The organism is Radicibacter daui, from assembly GCA_030657355.1.
In the GTDB taxonomy this organism is placed as follows: Bacteria; Pseudomonadota; Alphaproteobacteria; order Radicibacterales; family Radicibacteraceae; genus Radicibacter; species Radicibacter daui.
The window spans coordinates 207501-223314 of sequence record CP131057.1 but is presented as its reverse complement, the minus strand read 5'-3'; the positions used below and the strand labels follow the sequence as shown (position 1 = coordinate 223314).

Genomic DNA, 15814 nt, shown 5'->3' with positions numbered 1-15814 from the left:
CCTTTTTCCGGACAGGGAAAAACTGATGAAAACGCTGCTCAAATCACTGGTTCTGGCAACTGCCGTTGCTCTGGGCGCCGGTAGTGCGCTGGCCGATGATCTGCCGATCAAATTCACCCTCGACTGGAAAGCCCAGGGCCCTCACGCCTGGTTCTATCTCGCCCAGCAGAAGGGCTATTTCAAAGCCGAAGGGCTGGACGTCACCGTCGATCAGGGCGAAGGCTCTTCCGCGGCCGTTACGCGCGTCATCTCTGGCGCCTATGATGCCGGCTTTGGCGATATCAACGCCGTCATCCGCGCGGCCGCAAAGGCACCGGATGAAGCGCCGGTCATGGTCTATCTGGTCTATAACGGGGCCCCGTTCGCCATCATCTCCAAGAAGGACGGCCCGGTTCAGGCCTTGAAGGATCTGGAAGGCAAGACGGTCGCCGCCCCCACCGGCTCTGCGACCTATCAGCTGTTCCCGGCGCTTGCCGAGGCAAACGGCTTTGACGCCGGCAAGGTCAACCTGCTCAACGCCTCGCAGAACCTCATCGAACAGATGCTGGTGCGCGGCCAGGCCGATGCCATCGCCCAGTTCGGCCAGACCAGCTACATGAACTTCATCGCCATGGGCCTTGATCCGAACAAGGACTTCAACTGGTTCTATTACTCGGCCCACGGCCTTGATCTTTATTCGAACGGCGTCATCGTCTCCCGCAAGCTCATCAAAGAGCATCCGGAAGCGGTAAAGGGCCTCGTTGCGGCTATCAACAAGGCCATCATGGACGTGGTTGCCAACCCGGCAGAGGGCATTGATGCCATCGTCAAGGTTGAGCCGCTGACCGACCGCAAGCTGGAAACCGAACGCCTCAAATACACCATCGACAACCAGCTGCGCACCGCCGAGACGGCTAAAATCGGGCTCGGTGATCTCGACATGGGGCGCCTGCAGCACTCCATCGAGATGAACGGCAAGCTGGAAGGCATGGCTTCCCTGCCCAAGGCAAGCGCCATCTTCGACCCGCAATTCCTGCCGGAAAAATCAGTACGCCTGCTGCCGGCGGCCAACTGACCCCAAGCCCCGAAACGGGCCGCCGGCCAGAGGCTGGCGGCCCACAAGGACCAGAACATGCAAAACCAGCACGAAAAATTCATGCGGATCGCCATCGAGGAAGCCGAAAAAGGCCGGACGATGGGCGAACAACCGTTCGGCGCCGTGGTCGCGCTTGATGGCGAAGTTGTCGTCCGCACCCCCTCGCTCAAGGTCGGGCGCTGCGATTGCACCGCGCACTCCGAAACGCTGGCTGTCGGCCTGGCCACACAGAAGCTCGGCCGGCGCCATATCCCGGAGGCGGTGTTCTACGCCACCTGCGAGCCCTGCCCGATGTGCCTCGGCGCTATCCTCAATTCCGGCATCAAGACCCTCGTGCTCGGCGCCCGCAATGAAGACATCAAGCAGCTGGCAACCCTGGCCTTCAACTTCGGCGACTACAGCGTGGAATCTTTCGCGAAGATGGTCGGCTGGGATCTGACGGTCGTCACCGGCGTGCTGCACAAGGAATGTGTCGACCTTTATCGCACAGCCGCCACTGAACTGACGCGCTGACCACCCTTTAACGGAACTCCCCCTACGGGGAACCAGGCCGCCAACTGCCGTCCGGCGTTTGCGGAAGGAGTTTTGTATGCCGCATTCCGCCCGAAAGGATGTCCAATCATGAAAAAAACGGCTGTCGACGCCGTTATCCGCGGATTGAAGGCCGCCGGGGTAAGCGTCGTCTGTTACCTGCCGGACTCTCTCTTCAAGGAGCTTTATCCGGCCCTTGATGCCGATCCCGATATCCGCACCATCCGCGTGACCAACGAGGGCGAAGGCGCGGCGATCTGCGGCGGGGTTTTCCTCTCCGGCAAACGCGCCGCCCTTGTCATGGAGAATTCCGGCCTGCGCGCTTCCGTGGAACCGCTGGCCCGCATGGGACTTGGCGCCGGCATCCCGGTCGTCATGCTGATGAGCTATCGCGGCGACATCGGGGAGAATAACTGGTGGGCCGTGCCGCACGGCATCACCATGGAGCCGGTGCTCCAGGCCCTGCGCATCCCCTATAGCGTCCAGCGCCGCGAAGAAGATATCGAGCGTGCCATCACCGACGCCTTCGAGCTTGCCTATTCCAGCTACTACCACACGGCAGTCGCCCTGTCGGGGAGCATCGTGCGATGAAGCGCTTCGACTGCATGACCAGACTGGGCGAACGGCTGAGTGATGAACTTGTCATCCTCTCGCTCGGCGCTTCGGTCGACGAATGGTACAATGCCGCCCCGCATATGCGTGAGGCGAGCCTCTTCCAGCAGCAGCTCGGCTGCGTGACGCCGGAGGCCTTTGGTCTCGCCGTCGGCCTGCCGCACCGCCGTATCGTCTCGCTCGATACCGATGGCGGCATGATGTTCAATCTCGGCATCCTGGCAACGCTCGGCAATGAAAAGCCGGCCAATCTGCTGGTCGTGATCTGGGATAATGAATGTTACCAGTCGATTGGCGGTCCGCCGACACATACGGCCTCCGGCACGGTGGACCTTGCTGCCATCGCCCGCGGCGCCGGCATCAAGCAGGCACACACCGCGCGCGATCTGGAAACCTTTGACCGACTGTGCGCCGAAGGCCTCGCCGCCAGCGAACCCTTCGTCATCGTCGCCAAGGTGACGGGAGCCGTGGCCCCGAAACTGAAGCGCAAGCACTCCGATGGCCGCGAAGACAAATATATCTTCGTGCGCCATGTCGAGCGCACCGAAGACATCGTGATCATGGGGCCGAGCGAGCACAACTGATTGCTCCACGTTATTCCCGGGGGACGAGGACGTTCTCCCCCGGGGGATTCTGCCTCCTCACCACACCAGCCCTCGCGCTGCCACGTCCTCCAGCCGGGTGACGATGCCATCGCGATGAAACACCATGGTGTCGAACATGTTGGTCACCACGCAGGTGTGGTTGGGGATGATGGCGATGCGCTCGCCGATGCCCGGAAAGCCGCCCTCGCAGGCCGAGATGTCGATATGCCCATGTTCCTCCGACAGGCTGCGGATCACCGCCTGCGGATAACCGGCGACATGGCCAAAATCAGCAAAACCGAACAGGTCGCTGGTGAGGGTCTTGGACCCGGCATCGATCACCGCCCGGCCGGGCGCGGGGCGGGAGACCACGGTTGCCAGCACGGTCATGGCGCAGTCCGCCTCCGTGCAATGGCCCATCCGCATCATGGCGCGGTCGTTATAGACGTAAGTGCCGGCCCGGTATTCGGTGGCAACCGGCGTTGTGCCCGCCTCAAAGAGGCTGGGGGTGCCGGCATTGCTGACCATGGGGCAGGGAATGCCGGCACCGGCCAGCAAATCCAGCGTGGTGCGGAACCAGGCCTCCACCTGCGCCCCCATGCCGGCTTTCGGATAGGTCATCAGCCCTTCAAACCGGAGCCCCGGTGCTGCGACGATCTGGCGGGCCAGCGCCAGCGCCGCCTGCGGGCTCTGCACCCCGCAACGCCCGCCGCCGGTATCGCATTCCACCAGCACCTTCAGCGGGCGGTCGGCAGCAAAGGCATCGGCGAGGCCGGCCACAACCTCGTCGCTGTCCGCCGTCACCTTGAGGCCGGAAATCTGCCGGTTGAGCGCGGCGAGGCGCGCGAGCTTTTCGGCGCCGAAAATATTGAAAGTAATGAGGATATCGTCGATGCCGGCGCCAGCGAAAACCTCTGCCTCGCTCACCTTCTGGCAGTTGATGCCACGGGCGCCGGCGGCGATCTGCGCGGCGGCCACCGAGAGCAGTTTATGGGTCTTGATGTGCGGGCGGAAAGCAAGGCCGAGCCCGTCCATATAGGCCTGAACGCGGGCGATGTTGGCCGCCATCCGCGCCTCGTCGATCACCGGGCGCGGGGTGGCGATATCCTCGATCCGGTCACCGACGGCCGGCAGCATCTCGTATGGACGGTTGTGCAGCATGATCTATGCTCCGGCTGAAATCTGGAAAACCAGGTCGTGAACAACACCCCGAACAACAACAGGAAGAAGCGCGAGATGAGCATCAAACGTTACGGTACAGTCCAGACCGGCGCCGGCGGCAAACCCCTGCCCTTTGCCCGCGCGGTGGAGGCAGATGGCTGGCTGCATGTCTCCGGCCAGGTGGCGATGGAAAATGGCGAGATCATAGATGGCAACATCACCGCCCAGACCCACAAGGCCATCGCCAACCTGCTGGCGATCCTGACCGAGGCCGGGTATGGCCCCGAGCATATCGTGAAGGTTGGCGTCTGGCTCGACGACCCGCGCGATTTCTGGACCTTCAACAGGATTTACCAGGACTATTTCGGTGAACATCCGCCGGCACGCTCCTGCGTCCAGTCCTCGATGATGGTGGACTGCAAGGTCGAGATCGACTGCGTCGCCTACAAATCCGCCCGCCCCTAACCAGCTACTCCTGCCCGCGGCCCTGCTCAATCTTTTTTTGAAAACCATTTGACTAAATAAAAATCAGGCCGCACCGTTATCCATAACAAGCGGCAAAAAGCCGTTGACGCGAGCAAACAGGGCGAGCGGGCAGCATGGCACTGAGGGGCACAAACCAGGAATCCGGCCGGCCGTTCAACCGGCGGATCGTGCTGGAGACGATCCGCCAGAACGGCCCCGTGACCCGTGGCCAGATCGCCGAGGGCGTGGGCCTGACGGTGCAGACCGTCTCCACCATCGTGCGTGAGCTGGAAGAGCTGGGTTACATCCTCGCTTCCAAGGAAAAGCCGCGCGGGCGTGGCATTCCACCCACCACCCTCACCCTCAATCCCGATGGCGGCCATGCCATCGGCATCAGCCTCACCCCGCTCGGCCTGCACACCGCGCTCGTCAATCTGGAAGGCGATGTGCTGGAGAGTGACTGGCATTCGGCGCCCGGCCTCACGCCGGATGCTGCCTTTGCCCATATCCGCACACTGGTGCCGAAGCTGGAGGCGAGCCACCGGAACATCCGCCTGCTCGGCGCCGGCATGGCCCTGCCCGGCCCGGTCGGCATTGAAAGCATGAGCTTCGTCGGCCCCACCACCATGAGCGGGTGGAACCATGTGGATATCCAGCGCCGCCTTGCCGAAGAAACCGGCCTGCCGGCTTTCCTGGAGACGGACATGGCCGCCGCTGCGCTCGGCGAGCAGCTCTATGGCCACGGCGCCGATTTCTCCGACTACTATTATCTCTATTTCGGCGTCGGCCTTGGCGGCTCGCTGGTGCATGACGGCACCGTGGTGCGCGGCGCACGCGGCAATGCCGGTGAAATCGGCCATATCCCGGCCGTGCCGGGCGGGGAGCCCTGCCCCTGCGGCAACCGCGGCTGCCTGGAGCGGTATCTCTCGCTCGATGCCTTCTACCGCAGCGGCCTTTCGGAGGCGGACTGGGTGGCCGGGGTGATGCCGCTCTTCCACGGCGCCATCCGCACCATCGAAAACCTGTTTGATCCCGAGACCATCGTGCTCGGCGGCCTGGCGCCGGAAGGGCTGATCGCCCGCCTTGCCGCCGCCGGCGCCAGTCTTCCCAACTCCGTGGCCGCCCGGCCGGACCGCGAGAGCCCGCGCATCATCATGGCGAGCGACTGCCGCCATTCGGTGCTGCGCGGCGCCGCCGCGCTTGCCGTCTCCGGCGTGCTCTCCCCCCGCTACGGGCAGATGTTTGCAGCCCCCGACGAGAAAGGCATCGACGCATGAGAGAGCCGCTGCTGGTGCTCGACAATATCCGCAAGAATTACGGGGCGATCGAGGCGCTGAAGGGTGTCAGCTTCTCCATCGGCAAGGGCGAGGTGGTGGCCCTCTTGGGCGATAACGGCGCCGGCAAATCCACGCTGGTCAAGATCATCTCCGGCGGGCTGGAGCCCACCTCCGGCCGCATGATCTTCGAAGGGCAGGATTATGTCGCCCGCAGCCCGGCCGAAGCCAAGGCCGCCCATATCGAGACGGTCTATCAGGACCTCTCGCTCTGCACCAATGTGGATGTCGTTGCCAATTTCTTCATGGGGCGGGAGCTGACGCGGCGCGTCATGGGCATCCCGTTTCTGGATGAGCGCGCCATGGAAGCGGTGGTGGCCAAGGCCCTTGCCAATGCCGGCACCCGCATCCCGTCGCTCCGCACCAAGGTGGAGCATCTCTCGGGCGGCCAGCGCCAGGCCATTGAGCTGAACCGCTTCGTCCACTGGGGCGGCAAGCTGGTGCTGCTGGACGAACCCTTCGCCGCCCTTGGCGTGGAGCAGACACGGCGCGGCCTCGACATGATCCGCCAGGTGGCCGACCAGGGTATTGGCGTCATCATCATCACGCACATCATGCAGCAGGCCTTTCAGGTGGCCGACCGTATCGTCGTCATCCGCCAGGGGGTGGTGGCCGGCGATGTAGAGCGCAGCAAGACCAGCCCTGACGCGGTGATCGAGATGATCACCGGTCAGAACCTCGCCGGTGCCGGAGCGGCGGGGGGCATGGGGGCGGTGGAAAGTCCGGCTTGAACAGGAGGGGATTGATCGTGAAACGGATACTCCTGGCCGCTTTCGCCGCCCTGGCGTTCGGCCTCAGCACCTTCTCCAGCGCCTTTGCTGAGACGAAGGGCACCGTCTATTACCTCGTGCCGACCCTGCTGGACGAGTTCCAGACCGGTTCGGTCAGCGCGCTGGAGATGTTCCTGAAACAGGTCGGCTACGAGATGAAGACGCTCAACGCCGATAACAAGACCGACGTTCAGCAGTCGCAGATGAATGACGTGATCGCGCTGAAACCCGCGGCGATCATCCTTGCCGCCGTCGATTTCAACGCCCTCAAGCCCTCCATCGAGGCCGCGCGCGCCGCCGGCATTCCGGTGTCGGAGTTTGACCGCCAGATCACCTCCACCGTCTCCGATTTCACCTCCGTCGCCGGCACGGTGGAAATCGGCTATGTGGCGGCCGATCAGGCGGAAAAGCTCTTGAAGGCGAAGAATGGTGAGGTAAAGGGCAAGGTGCTGCAGGTGCTGGGTGACCCGGGCGACCCCTACACGCTCGATATCCAGAAGGGTTTTGAGGAGAAGATGAAGGCCTTCCCGGGCGTGACCATCATCTCCCTGCCCGCCATGCAGTGGGAAGCCAGCAACGCCGGCACCATCGTCTCCGACCAGATGCTGGCCAACCCGGATATCGACCTCATCTTCAGCCACGCCGCCCATCTTTCCGTCGCCGCCGTCGCCTCGCTGGAAGCGGCCGGCAAGAAGCCGGGCGATGTGATGCTGATGAGCTCCAACGGCGCGCCCGTCGGCCTCGACCTCATCCGCAAGGGCTGGCTGAATGTTGAGGTCGAGCAGCCGCTTTATGCCCAGGCCGCCGCCATTGCCATGTTCATGGACAAGATGGTGGCCAAGGAGGAGATCAAACCCGGCGAGTATGACGTGCTGGGCCTCAAGGGCGTGGTGACGAAGGAGGCCTGGGGGCCGAACATCAAGATCCCCGGCGCCGCCATCACCAAGGAAAATGTCGATAACCCCGCCTTCTGGGGCAACCTCAAGCCGCCCACCGCGACCATCACCTCGGTCAAGTAAGGCAGCCCGCTCTCGCCCGGGCCGCCACCGGCCCGGGCCTCTTCTCCTCATCTGTTTGGGTCTTTAAGCGGCCCTTCACTCTTCCGGGATGGATGACGGCATGACGCCACGGATGCGCAAACTCCTCGAGTTCACTCTCGATAATCTTGTCTGGTTCATGCTGGTGTTTGTGCTCGCCGTGTTTTCGGCACTCATCCCCAACTATTTCCAGCTCGGCATCTTCGCCAACATCATCGAGGCCTCCAGCGTGCTGGGCGTCATGTCCATCGGCCTCGCGCTGGTGATCATCGCCGGCCATATGGATCTCTCGGTGGAATCCGTCGCCGCGCTTTCGGCCATGGCGGTGGGCATCCTCTTCTGCTCCGCCGGCATCGGCCTTGGCATCAAGCTCACGCCGGCCTGGCTGGCGGTGCCGGTGTCGTTGGCCCTGGCTCTCGCCGTCGGCGGGCTCATCGGCCTCTTCAATGGCTGGCTGATCGTGAAGGTCAAGATGAATGCCTTCATCATCACCCTTGCCTCCTACATCTGGGTGCGCGGCATCGTGCTGGCGGTTTCCGGCGGCCGTTCGGCGCAGGATCTGGCGCCGGCCATCCGCTGGTTTGCCATACAGCGTTTCATCGGCCTGCCGCTCACCGCCTGGATCGCCATCCTCTGTTTTGTGCTGTTCTCCGTCATCATGGCCAAAACCCCGTTCGGGCGGCATCTGGTGATGATCGGCGGCAATGAAACCGCCACTTACCGCGCCGGCATCCGCGTGACGCGCTATCTCATTCTCGCTTTCGTGCTCGCCGGGGCGATTGCCGGGCTTTCCGGCTGGCTGCTGGCCATCCGCACCTCCGGCGCCACCGCCAATCTGGGCATCGGCCTGCTGTTCAACGCCTTTGCCGCCGTCGTCATCGGCGGCGTCAGCCTCAAGGGCGGCGTGGGCGCGCTGCCGGGTGTTTATGCCGGCGTGCTGCTGCTCTCGGCCATCAACACCGCCATCAACCTCATGGGCCTGCCTGCTGTCTATACGCAGGTCATCCACGGTTTCCTCGTGCTGGCCGCCGTGCTGCTCGACACGTTCAAGACAAGGCTGCGCCAGAAACTCGCCTGAGCCGCGCGCCCGGCGCTGGCCGGGCTTTCAAGCAGCGGCGGAAAGGCAGAAGGCGCACCCAACGGGAGGGTTTTGCAAAAATGGGTAGACTGCAGGACAAGGTGGCGCTGGTCATCGGCGCGGCGCGCGGCATCGGCAAGGCAACAGCCCTGCGCTTTAAAGAAGAAGGCGCTAGGCTGGTGATCGCCGACTTCGAGGCCGAAGGCGGCAAGGCGGCGGCGGACGAACTGGGCGCCGCCTTCATCGCCACCGACATTTCAAAACTGGCGGATGCCGAGGCCGCCGTGGCGCTGGCCGTCGAGCAATACGGCCGGCTCGACATCGTGGTGCAGAATGCCGGCATCTATCCCTGGCAGCTCATTGAGGATACCAGCGCCGAGGACTGGGCCTCGGTCATCGCCGTCAATCTCGGCGGCTCCTTCAACGCCGCGCGCGCCGCGCTGCCGCAGATGCGCCAGCAGAATTATGGACGCATTCTCTTCACCTCTTCCATCACCGGCCCGCATGTGACGAGCCCCGGCCACGGGCACTATTCCGCCACCAAGGCCGGCATCAACGGCTTCATCCGCGCCGCGGCGCTGGAGTTCGCGGGCTACGGCATTACCGTCAACGGCGTAGAGCCCGGCAATATCCTCACCGAGGCCATGCGCCTGCACCGCGGCCCCGCATTCATCAAGAACATGGAAGACGCAATCCCCCTCGGCCGCCTCGGCAGCCCGCGCGACATCGCCAACGCCTTCCTGTTCCTCGCCTCCGACGAAGCCAGTTACATCACCGGCACGACGATTGTGGTGGACGGTGGGCAGCTGCTGCCGGAGGGGAGCGATTTCCGGATGGTGCCGCCGTGAAGGGACGCTGTCAGTCAGGGCCTAAACGATCAGCATGCATCGTCATCTAGTGTTCCTCCTGGCAGGCTTCTTCCTCCACTTGAGCCAGAAAGGCATCGAAATCGAATTCTCTGGCAGGGCCGCTTCTCTCACCGGCCAGCAACTCCTGCCGCAAACGCACGAGCCTGAGGCGGTAGGCCTCATCCTGTTTGACCATAACCACACGACCCACCGTCATTTGTTACGGAAATCAAGATTCGGTTTTTGCGCCAGTTCCCAGAAATTCAGGATTTAAGGTCATTCACTTGAATGCGCCTACTCCCCACTCCCGATAATTGAGGGCACAAACAGGAATCGTAAAAGACTGGGAGCAGCGCTTGAATAGGGAAACAGATCCTTTTCATCTTCGGCGACCAACATAAACGGCACCTGCACCTATGAGCCCGTTCGCCCAACTTTCCTCTGAAATCAAGTCCCGTCCTGTCCGACCCAAAATCACGGTCACCAACCCAATCGCTGTAGCGATCAGGCTTATCGTCGCCGCTAAGGCTCCGCTATCCCTCCAAAGAAGACTTTCCCAGCTCTCATAGCATGCCGTTAAGGCGTCCGGGTCAGCGACAAACTGAAGAGCAAACCCAGCCGTGGCAGACGTAAGCTCTTCGACGCTCTGAGCATTACGATTATAAAAAATTTCGGTCGTCGTAGGTCTCTTCAGACAATGACCCTCAATGCAATAAAATCCCGCCGGATCTTCATTATTAAGCGGCACAACCACTATTTTTATTGGATGCAAACCGCCTGCCGAAGGAGCAACACGCCCTTCCCAAGGTCTGCCAAACCGCCCAATGCCTCCCCTTCTTTTCCGCATAGTATGAAATAGCAGATCCCCTAAATCATCCGTAGAAACGGCTTCTCCGACTAGAGATCTCCTGTTCTCCAAAACCATAGAAAAATCCACGGAAGGAAGCTTACGTGGGGTAGGGAACTCAAAAATCTCATCGTAAGAGAGTTTTCTATCGATTCTTGCCTGCAAAGGCGCTGATCTAGGCGACGGCTCGATATCAATAAGCTTCACCGAAGACATTTTTTGTCACCTGATAATGCTTAAGACAACCCCGGCAATGTCCGCAGGCCGCGTTGCCGATATGGCAAGAGTGCGCCCATGCCAACAGCTCTCGAGGCACACGAGCAAATCTCACGAGTTCCTCAGTTGTCATAGACAAGGCAGGGGCACTAATGCGGACGCCCCCTTCCTGTAAGCGAGTGAGCGCATCAATGGTTTTATAGAACTCGAGCCTACCATCCATATGACTGGAATCTGAGGCTACTGAGCCAGTCATAACCTCAATGGCACCCAATACCAGGGCTCTGGCAGAAGCAAAAGTCAGTAGTAGCTGGTTACGAAATGGCCACCACTCGGACACAGGCGCGATCCCCAATGCTTTATTATCAGACATGTCTCCCGAACCAATCGATCGGCAGTCAATGCTCAAAACTTCGTGTTGTATGTTGAGCTCAGAGGCTACCTGAGCGGCGGCAGAAATCTCGGCAGAAGCTGCTCTTTGGCCATAGTCTACCGTGATGGCTATTTCGGGACGCTTCCAAAACGCCACCGCAATAGAGTCCATGCCACCAGATAGAAGGAGGGCCTTCATGGTTCGGCCCACACAGTCTGGTAAATCGCCGTTACCAAATCTTCATATATTCGACACCCGGAACCGTAAGGCATCTTGAGATCTTCCGGTCGCATATTTTGTGCGAGCGCGATAACCGGTTTACCTTGCGCTATCGCATAGCCGATCTCAAAAATTGTTCCCGCGTCCCCTCCATTCAAAATAGCCAAAACAACCGAACACTCATCCAATCCATCGAGATCGGCCTTAGCGACGACCTCTCCCGGCCCCACGCCAACATCGTGTAACGGAGAAAACACCGCCACGCCCATCTGTATCAGTTGATACCGAACCTCCTCGACAACCCAACGCTCACCAAGATTGAAGAACGGGGCTGCTAAGTACACTTTGCCTGCTCTGGGTCGAACAGGTGCTAAAGCCATGGAGTTTAGGGTCTGCTCTGTGGGAATTGGCAGCCCCCTTGTTCCGCAATAGTAACAAGTGGCGCGTGAGGCTAGGTGCGCAGCATCCACAGGCGCCTTTTCACAGACACCCCAAAAATATGTGAATGCAGCGGAGAACACGTCGCCCGAGCCAATTTTCCAGACGTTGTCGCTTCTGTAGGCTGGGACGCTGACGGGCTGCATTCCCTTAACTGCGACAAGGGCGCCTTGCCCTCCCATCTTGAGCACCACGACATCAGCGCGCCAATGGTCGAAGATAAGCGTAGCGATCTCTGAAGGCCTTGAGACACCAGTTAAGCGCTCGCCTTCGTGCCGATTCAGAATTACAGCCAGATGCTCCGCATCGGACCCGTTCTCGTGAAACGGCCTCGGGTCAAATGCAGACTGCGGATCATAAACTACCCGCCTACCAGAAGCCTTGATTGAACCTTCAAGCATTCCAAAGCGGAGAATGACGTCTCCACTTACCTCAATCGCCGGCTCTCGGTGAATCGCGTCCGGACGGGGTGTAATCCTAGGCGTGCCGAGCGAATGAACATATTCGAATTCAACTCCGGACGGCACTTCCGGACCCACCACTTCAGTCCCAAATGCAGCGGTCAAATTGTCGATGCCGCTAAGCAAAGGCAACGCCCGATAAGTATATAACCGAATGGAACATCCGAACCCTGAAAGAGCCGCCGCAGCTCTACCCGCCGACCCATAAACATCGTCCCAATACGGTTCGATACAACGCTCTTGGTAAACTCCACCGCCAATTGTAATCATGCCGGGCGAACTTCTAAGTCAACCGCCGCCCCTCTGACATTGGTAACTTCAGCAACATACACTCGCCCCCGTCGGATGCAGTCAACCAGACGCAAATGTCCGTTATGTGTAAGAGCACCCGCAAGCTGACCACCAGCCAGAACTTCGAGGATCGGCCGTCCAGAAGATTCATTCAAAGCGACTGTCAGAATATCTCCGACCTTCAGCCCGTTTACAATTGCTGGCTTTGGACTGTTTAACGGCGCACGCTGGGTGATATCGCACGGATCATCGCCCCCTGTTGCGCCGCCCCCGCCCTCTCCGCCACCCTTAGAACGAGGAGCTGGGATCGGGCTTTTTGGCGGGCTGTAGTCGTCTCTCGATCCACCACTTCCAGACATGCTGACCCCTCCCGATCTTTATGCACAAGGCTACAGATTAGAAACCTACTGCCACATGCAATTCAAGAAGCAAAAAGGGACTAAATTTCTCGCCTTAAAGTGCAAACTCCAACTGAGGTTGTCTTGCGCCCACCACCTCACGGCCCAAACTTGGAGAGCCGACGAGGCCGCGCACTAGATCCATAGGGAGTTGGCGCATATTCATCCACATAACCGAGTCAAGAAAAGAGGCACGTACTGAAAGTGCGTCTGCGAAATCAAGAAACGCCCTTTCCAAAAGAAGATAATCTCGCTCAACGGACCAGGATGGCAGGAAAATACCAATAATCCTTCCGGCTCTTAGTATATGAATATCAAGGATCGAGATGTTATCACTCCCTCTCCAGTTCCTTAAGATCCATGAAGCCGTTTTTAGGCCTATCCCTGGTAGTTTCGTCAACTGATCGCGAAGCGATCTATCGTCGGCGGCAAGGTCTATACTCTTCACCCCCCTTAAAGACGCGGAAATATATTTCGCTTTTTGCTTTGCAAAGCGATATCGCACCTTTTTACCATCCAGAACCAAGGGCTCGGATAGGAGGCTAAACACCTCTGCCTCATTCTCCAGGCGGAGGGGATTAACCGAATGCACTTTCCTCAAACGCTCATAAGCAGCTAAGCCGACCTCTGCGGGAATTCCATATCCCCCCAATATGCATGCCATTAATTCTTCGGCGAGCGTCCGGCCAAGCTTGTAATGGTCTGGCGCTTCAACTTCCCACATCCAAGCCTGTGCCGCCCAGTATGCGGGAGTACAAATTTCTTCCGCTCTTCCCCAAGGTGTCCTCGTCGCCCCCAAGACTTCGTCTGCGGGGGGAAATTCCCGAGTGACATATCCATCGCCACACCGAGCGAACACCATTTGGGTTGATGTTTGAATGTCTTTTTGCATATTTTGCATATTGCCCTGCATAATGACCAATGACAATGACAGACCTAATAAATGAACTGGAGGCCGCTCGACAAGCTCGGCGGATCAGCCAAGCTGAAGTTGCTGGCGATCTGGGAATTTCCCAAGGCCATTATAGTAAAATAGTGGCCAGAAACGTCACGCTCACAAGAAAGATGTCGCTACGAATGAGCGACTGGCTTGGGAGGCACGACGGGCATGCCTCGGACCCGCGGCTGCGGGAGGTTCTATCAAAATGCATAGATCTGATGCATAGCTTGGAACTATATCTACGCGGCTAACTTCGGCCCTGCGCAGCAGTGCTGCTCCGGGCCGAACCTGGGGCAAGGCTTCTCTCATCTACCCTCGGACCGATAAAAGCAAAAACCCCACCGTCTTTACGAGCGGTGGGGTTTGTATTTGGGTGCGGGGGCAGGATTTGAACCTGCGGCCTTCAGGTTATGAGCCTGACGAGCTACCGGGCTGCTCCACCCCGCAGGGGTGCGATTGTGCTGGTGGAGAGGCCGGAGAAGGGGGGCGGGCAGAGTTAGAAGAGGGAAGAAGCTGTTTGATTGATAGACCTGGCGATGACCTACTCTCCCACGTCCTGACGACGCAGTACCATTGGCGCTGAAGGATTTCACGGCCGAGTTCGGAAAGGGATCGGGTGTTTCGCCTTCGCCAGGACCACCAGGTCGATTAATCAAACAGATGTTTGCAAGCGCGCTTGCTGGCAAACAGGGTTGTTTCTTGATCCGAGTAACCCGTGCGGGGTGCCTCTTGGTGGAGGACTTGCATGTATAACGGAGTGGAGTGAACAAGCCGGTCGGGCAATTAGTAACGGTAAGCTTCACGCATTACTGCGCTTCCACATCCGTCCTATCAACGTGGTGGTCTTCCACGGCCCTGATAGGGAGTTCTGGTTTTGAGGTCGGCTTCCCGCTTAGATGCTTTCAGCGGTTATCCGTTCCGCACTTAGCTACCCGGCGATGCCGCTGGCGCGACAACCGGTACACCAGAGGTGCGTCCATCCCGGTCCTCTCGTACTAGGGACAGCTCCTCTCAAAACTCCTACACCCACGGCAGATAGGGACCGAACTGTCTCACGACGTTCTGAACCCAGCTCACGTACCTCTTTAAATGGCGAACAGCCATACCCTTGGGACCTGCTCCAGCCCCAGGATGAGATGAGCCGACATCGAGGTGCCAAACACCCCCGTCGATGTGGACTCTTGGGGGGTATCAGCCTGTTATCCCCGGCGTACCTTTTATCCGTTGAGCGATGGCCCTTCCATGCGGAACCACCGGATCACTATGACCGACTTTCGTCTCTGTTCGACTTGTCTGTCTCACAGTCAGGCAGGCTTATGCCATTGCACTCGACGGCTGATTTCCGACCAGCCTGAGCCTACCTTCGCACGCCTCCGTTACTCTTTGGGAGGCGACCGCCCCAGTCAAACTACCCACCATGCAGGGTCCCGGACCCGGATAACGGGCCGCGGTTAGATATCAGGATACTCAAGGGTGGTATTTCAAGGATGGCTCCATCCGAGCTGGCGCCCGAACTTCAAAGCCTCCCACCTATCCTACACATGAGAACCCTGATACCACTGCAAAGCTGTAGTAAAGGTGCACGGGGTCTTTCCGTCTGACCGCGGGTACGCCGCATCTTCACGGCGAATTCAATTTCGCTGAGTTGGTGTTGGAGACAGCGGGGCAGTCGTTACGCCATTCGTGCAGGTCGGAACTTACCCGACAAGGAATTTCGCTACCTTAGGACCGTTATAGTTACGGCCGCCGTTTACCGGGGCTTCGATTCAAAGCTCTCACCTCTCCTCTTAACCTTCCGGCACCGGGCAGGCGTCAGACCCTATACGTCGTCTTGTCGACTTCGCAGAGCCCTGTGTTTTTGCTAAACAGTCGCCACCCCCTGGTTTGTGCCCCCGGCCCCTGCTTGCGCAAGAACCGGGCCTCCTTCTCCCGAAGTTACGGAGGTATTTTGCCGAGTTCCTTCAACACCATTCTCTCAAGCGCCTTGGTATACTCTACCAGCCCACCTGTGTCGGTTTGGGGTACGGTCTTGATGATGGGGCTATTTCCCGGAAGTCCTTGGCTGCCAGACCAATCCAATAAGGTCTGACAACGTCCAGCCTTCGTCACCTCCATCAGGTCACGGAATATTAACCG

Annotated in this window: 17 protein-coding genes, 1 tRNA gene and 2 rRNA genes (1 of these 20 running past the window's edge); 11 read left to right on the top strand and 9 right to left on the bottom strand. The window is 59.7% G+C overall.

From position 1 onward, the window contains the following. Nucleotides 1–25: 25 nt before the first annotated feature. The 4 genes from QTL98_RS20820 to QTL98_RS20805 all read left to right on the top strand — a co-directional run bounded on the left by QTL98_RS20820 (nucleotide 26) and on the right by QTL98_RS20805 (nucleotide 2802). Complete coding sequence (locus tag QTL98_RS20820; protein ID WP_445682740.1) at nucleotides 26–1054, top strand: ABC transporter substrate-binding protein; 1029 nt, start codon at nucleotides 26–28, stop codon at nucleotides 1052–1054. A 57-nt stretch (nucleotides 1055–1111) separates the two neighbouring features. Continuing rightward, complete coding sequence (locus QTL98_RS20815; RefSeq protein WP_445682739.1) at nucleotides 1112–1588, top strand: nucleoside deaminase; 477 nt, start codon at nucleotides 1112–1114, stop codon at nucleotides 1586–1588. A 108-nt stretch (nucleotides 1589–1696) separates the two neighbouring features. Next, complete coding sequence (locus tag QTL98_RS20810) at nucleotides 1697–2197, top strand: thiamine pyrophosphate-binding protein (protein ID WP_445682738.1); 501 nt, start codon at nucleotides 1697–1699, stop codon at nucleotides 2195–2197. Continuing rightward, nucleotides 2194–2802 carry a thiamine pyrophosphate-dependent enzyme gene (locus tag QTL98_RS20805; protein ID WP_445682737.1) on the top strand — a complete coding sequence of 203 codons (609 nt, stop codon included), beginning with the start codon at nucleotides 2194–2196 and terminating at the stop codon, nucleotides 2800–2802. Before QTL98_RS20810 ends, QTL98_RS20805 begins: the two co-directional genes overlap by 4 nt. 57 nt (nucleotides 2803–2859) lie before the next feature. Here the strand turns inward: QTL98_RS20805 and QTL98_RS20800 are convergent, their stop codons facing one another. Then, nucleotides 2860–3960, bottom strand: a complete 1101-nt coding sequence (locus tag QTL98_RS20800) for an alanine racemase (protein ID WP_445682893.1) — start codon at nucleotides 3958–3960, stop codon at nucleotides 2860–2862. Between the two features lie 78 nt (nucleotides 3961–4038). On the opposite strand from QTL98_RS20800, the gene QTL98_RS20795 reads away from it, so the two are divergent. From QTL98_RS20795 to QTL98_RS20770, 6 genes are all read left to right on the top strand, one after another. Next, a complete protein-coding gene (locus QTL98_RS20795) occupies nucleotides 4039–4428 on the top strand; it encodes a RidA family protein (RefSeq protein ID WP_445682736.1) in 390 nt (129 codons plus the stop codon). Nucleotides 4429–4562: 134 nt separating this feature from the next. After that, nucleotides 4563–5705, top strand: coding sequence for an ROK family transcriptional regulator (locus tag QTL98_RS20790; protein WP_445682735.1), 1143 nt, complete (start codon nucleotides 4563–4565; stop codon nucleotides 5703–5705). After that, entirely contained in the window at nucleotides 5702–6493 is a 792-nt protein-coding gene (locus QTL98_RS20785; RefSeq protein ID WP_445682734.1) for an ATP-binding cassette domain-containing protein, read from the top strand. The genes QTL98_RS20790 and QTL98_RS20785 overlap by 4 nt, the downstream gene beginning before the upstream one ends. Before the next feature lie 17 nt (nucleotides 6494–6510). Then, nucleotides 6511–7551, top strand: a complete 1041-nt coding sequence (locus QTL98_RS20780) for a sugar ABC transporter substrate-binding protein (RefSeq protein WP_445682733.1) — start codon at nucleotides 6511–6513, stop codon at nucleotides 7549–7551. Between the two features lie 100 nt (nucleotides 7552–7651). Continuing rightward, nucleotides 7652–8647, top strand: coding sequence for an ABC transporter permease (locus tag QTL98_RS20775; protein WP_445682732.1), 996 nt, complete (start codon nucleotides 7652–7654; stop codon nucleotides 8645–8647). Between the two features lie 80 nt (nucleotides 8648–8727). Next, complete coding sequence (locus QTL98_RS20770; RefSeq protein WP_445682731.1) at nucleotides 8728–9495, top strand: SDR family NAD(P)-dependent oxidoreductase; 768 nt, start codon at nucleotides 8728–8730, stop codon at nucleotides 9493–9495. 46 nt (nucleotides 9496–9541) lie between these two features. Here the strand turns inward: QTL98_RS20770 and QTL98_RS20765 are convergent, their stop codons facing one another. The 5 genes from QTL98_RS20765 to QTL98_RS20745 form a co-directional block, all read right to left on the bottom strand. Continuing rightward, a complete protein-coding gene (locus QTL98_RS20765; RefSeq protein ID WP_445682730.1) occupies nucleotides 9542–9712 on the bottom strand; it encodes a type II toxin-antitoxin system ParD family antitoxin in 171 nt (56 codons plus the stop codon). A 162-nt stretch (nucleotides 9713–9874) separates the two neighbouring features. Next, nucleotides 9875–10558 carry a nitroreductase family protein gene (locus tag QTL98_RS20760; protein ID WP_445682729.1) on the bottom strand — a complete coding sequence of 228 codons (684 nt, stop codon included), beginning with the start codon at nucleotides 10556–10558 and terminating at the stop codon, nucleotides 9875–9877. Next, complete coding sequence (locus QTL98_RS20755; RefSeq protein ID WP_445682728.1) at nucleotides 10536–11129, bottom strand: 7-cyano-7-deazaguanine synthase; 594 nt, start codon at nucleotides 11127–11129, stop codon at nucleotides 10536–10538. The genes QTL98_RS20760 and QTL98_RS20755 overlap by 23 nt, the downstream gene beginning before the upstream one ends. Further along, nucleotides 11126–12319, bottom strand: a complete 1194-nt coding sequence (locus QTL98_RS20750; RefSeq protein WP_445682727.1) for a PfkB family carbohydrate kinase — start codon at nucleotides 12317–12319, stop codon at nucleotides 11126–11128. Before QTL98_RS20750 ends, QTL98_RS20755 begins: the two co-directional genes overlap by 4 nt. A 474-nt stretch (nucleotides 12320–12793) precedes the next feature. Then, complete coding sequence (locus QTL98_RS20745) at nucleotides 12794–13651, bottom strand: 8-oxoguanine DNA glycosylase (RefSeq protein ID WP_445682892.1); 858 nt, start codon at nucleotides 13649–13651, stop codon at nucleotides 12794–12796. Nucleotides 13652–13659: 8 nt separating this feature from the next. Between QTL98_RS20745 and QTL98_RS20740 the strand changes: the two genes are divergently transcribed. After that, nucleotides 13660–13929, top strand: coding sequence for a helix-turn-helix domain-containing protein (locus QTL98_RS20740; protein WP_445682726.1), 270 nt, complete (start codon nucleotides 13660–13662; stop codon nucleotides 13927–13929). A 119-nt stretch (nucleotides 13930–14048) separates the two neighbouring features. On the opposite strand, the gene QTL98_RS20735 is transcribed toward QTL98_RS20740, so the two are convergent. The 3 genes from QTL98_RS20735 to QTL98_RS20725 all read right to left on the bottom strand — a co-directional run. Then, nucleotides 14049–14125, bottom strand: a tRNA-Met gene (locus QTL98_RS20735). 81 nt (nucleotides 14126–14206) lie between these two features. Next, nucleotides 14207–14322 (bottom strand): 5S ribosomal RNA (rrf, locus tag QTL98_RS20730). A gap of 118 nt (nucleotides 14323–14440) precedes the next feature. Continuing rightward, nucleotides 14441–15814: ribosomal RNA gene (locus QTL98_RS20725) — 23S ribosomal RNA — on the bottom strand; it runs 1469 nt beyond the window's last position.

Excerpts from the sequence above, each read along its gene's own strand:
- QTL98_RS20820 (WP_445682740.1), top strand. The coding sequence starts at position 26 with ATGAAAACGCTGCTCAAATCACTGGTTCTGGCAACTGCCGTTGCTCTG.
- QTL98_RS20815 (WP_445682739.1), top strand. The coding sequence starts at position 1,112 with ATGCAAAACCAGCACGAAAAATTCATGCGGATCGCCATCGAGGAAGCC.
- QTL98_RS20810 (WP_445682738.1), top strand. The coding sequence starts at position 1,697 with ATGAAAAAAACGGCTGTCGACGCCGTTATCCGCGGATTGAAGGCCGCC.
- QTL98_RS20805 (WP_445682737.1), top strand. The coding sequence starts at position 2,194 with ATGAAGCGCTTCGACTGCATGACCAGACTGGGCGAACGGCTGAGTGAT.
- QTL98_RS20795 (WP_445682736.1), top strand. The coding sequence starts at position 4,039 with ATGAGCATCAAACGTTACGGTACAGTCCAGACCGGCGCCGGCGGCAAA.
- QTL98_RS20790 (WP_445682735.1), top strand. The coding sequence starts at position 4,563 with ATGGCACTGAGGGGCACAAACCAGGAATCCGGCCGGCCGTTCAACCGG.
- QTL98_RS20785 (WP_445682734.1), top strand. The coding sequence starts at position 5,702 with ATGAGAGAGCCGCTGCTGGTGCTCGACAATATCCGCAAGAATTACGGG.
- QTL98_RS20775 (WP_445682732.1), top strand. The coding sequence starts at position 7,652 with ATGACGCCACGGATGCGCAAACTCCTCGAGTTCACTCTCGATAATCTT.
- QTL98_RS20770 (WP_445682731.1), top strand. The coding sequence starts at position 8,728 with ATGGGTAGACTGCAGGACAAGGTGGCGCTGGTCATCGGCGCGGCGCGC.
- QTL98_RS20765 (WP_445682730.1), bottom strand. The coding sequence starts at position 9,712 with ATGACGGTGGGTCGTGTGGTTATGGTCAAACAGGATGAGGCCTACCGC.
- QTL98_RS20760 (WP_445682729.1), bottom strand. The coding sequence starts at position 10,558 with ATGTCTTCGGTGAAGCTTATTGATATCGAGCCGTCGCCTAGATCAGCG.
- QTL98_RS20755 (WP_445682728.1), bottom strand. The coding sequence starts at position 11,129 with ATGAAGGCCCTCCTTCTATCTGGTGGCATGGACTCTATTGCGGTGGCG.
- QTL98_RS20750 (WP_445682727.1), bottom strand. The coding sequence starts at position 12,319 with ATGATTACAATTGGCGGTGGAGTTTACCAAGAGCGTTGTATCGAACCG.
- QTL98_RS20745 (WP_445682892.1), bottom strand. The coding sequence starts at position 13,651 with ATGCAGGGCAATATGCAAAATATGCAAAAAGACATTCAAACATCAACC.
- QTL98_RS20740 (WP_445682726.1), top strand. The coding sequence starts at position 13,660 with ATGACAATGACAGACCTAATAAATGAACTGGAGGCCGCTCGACAAGCT.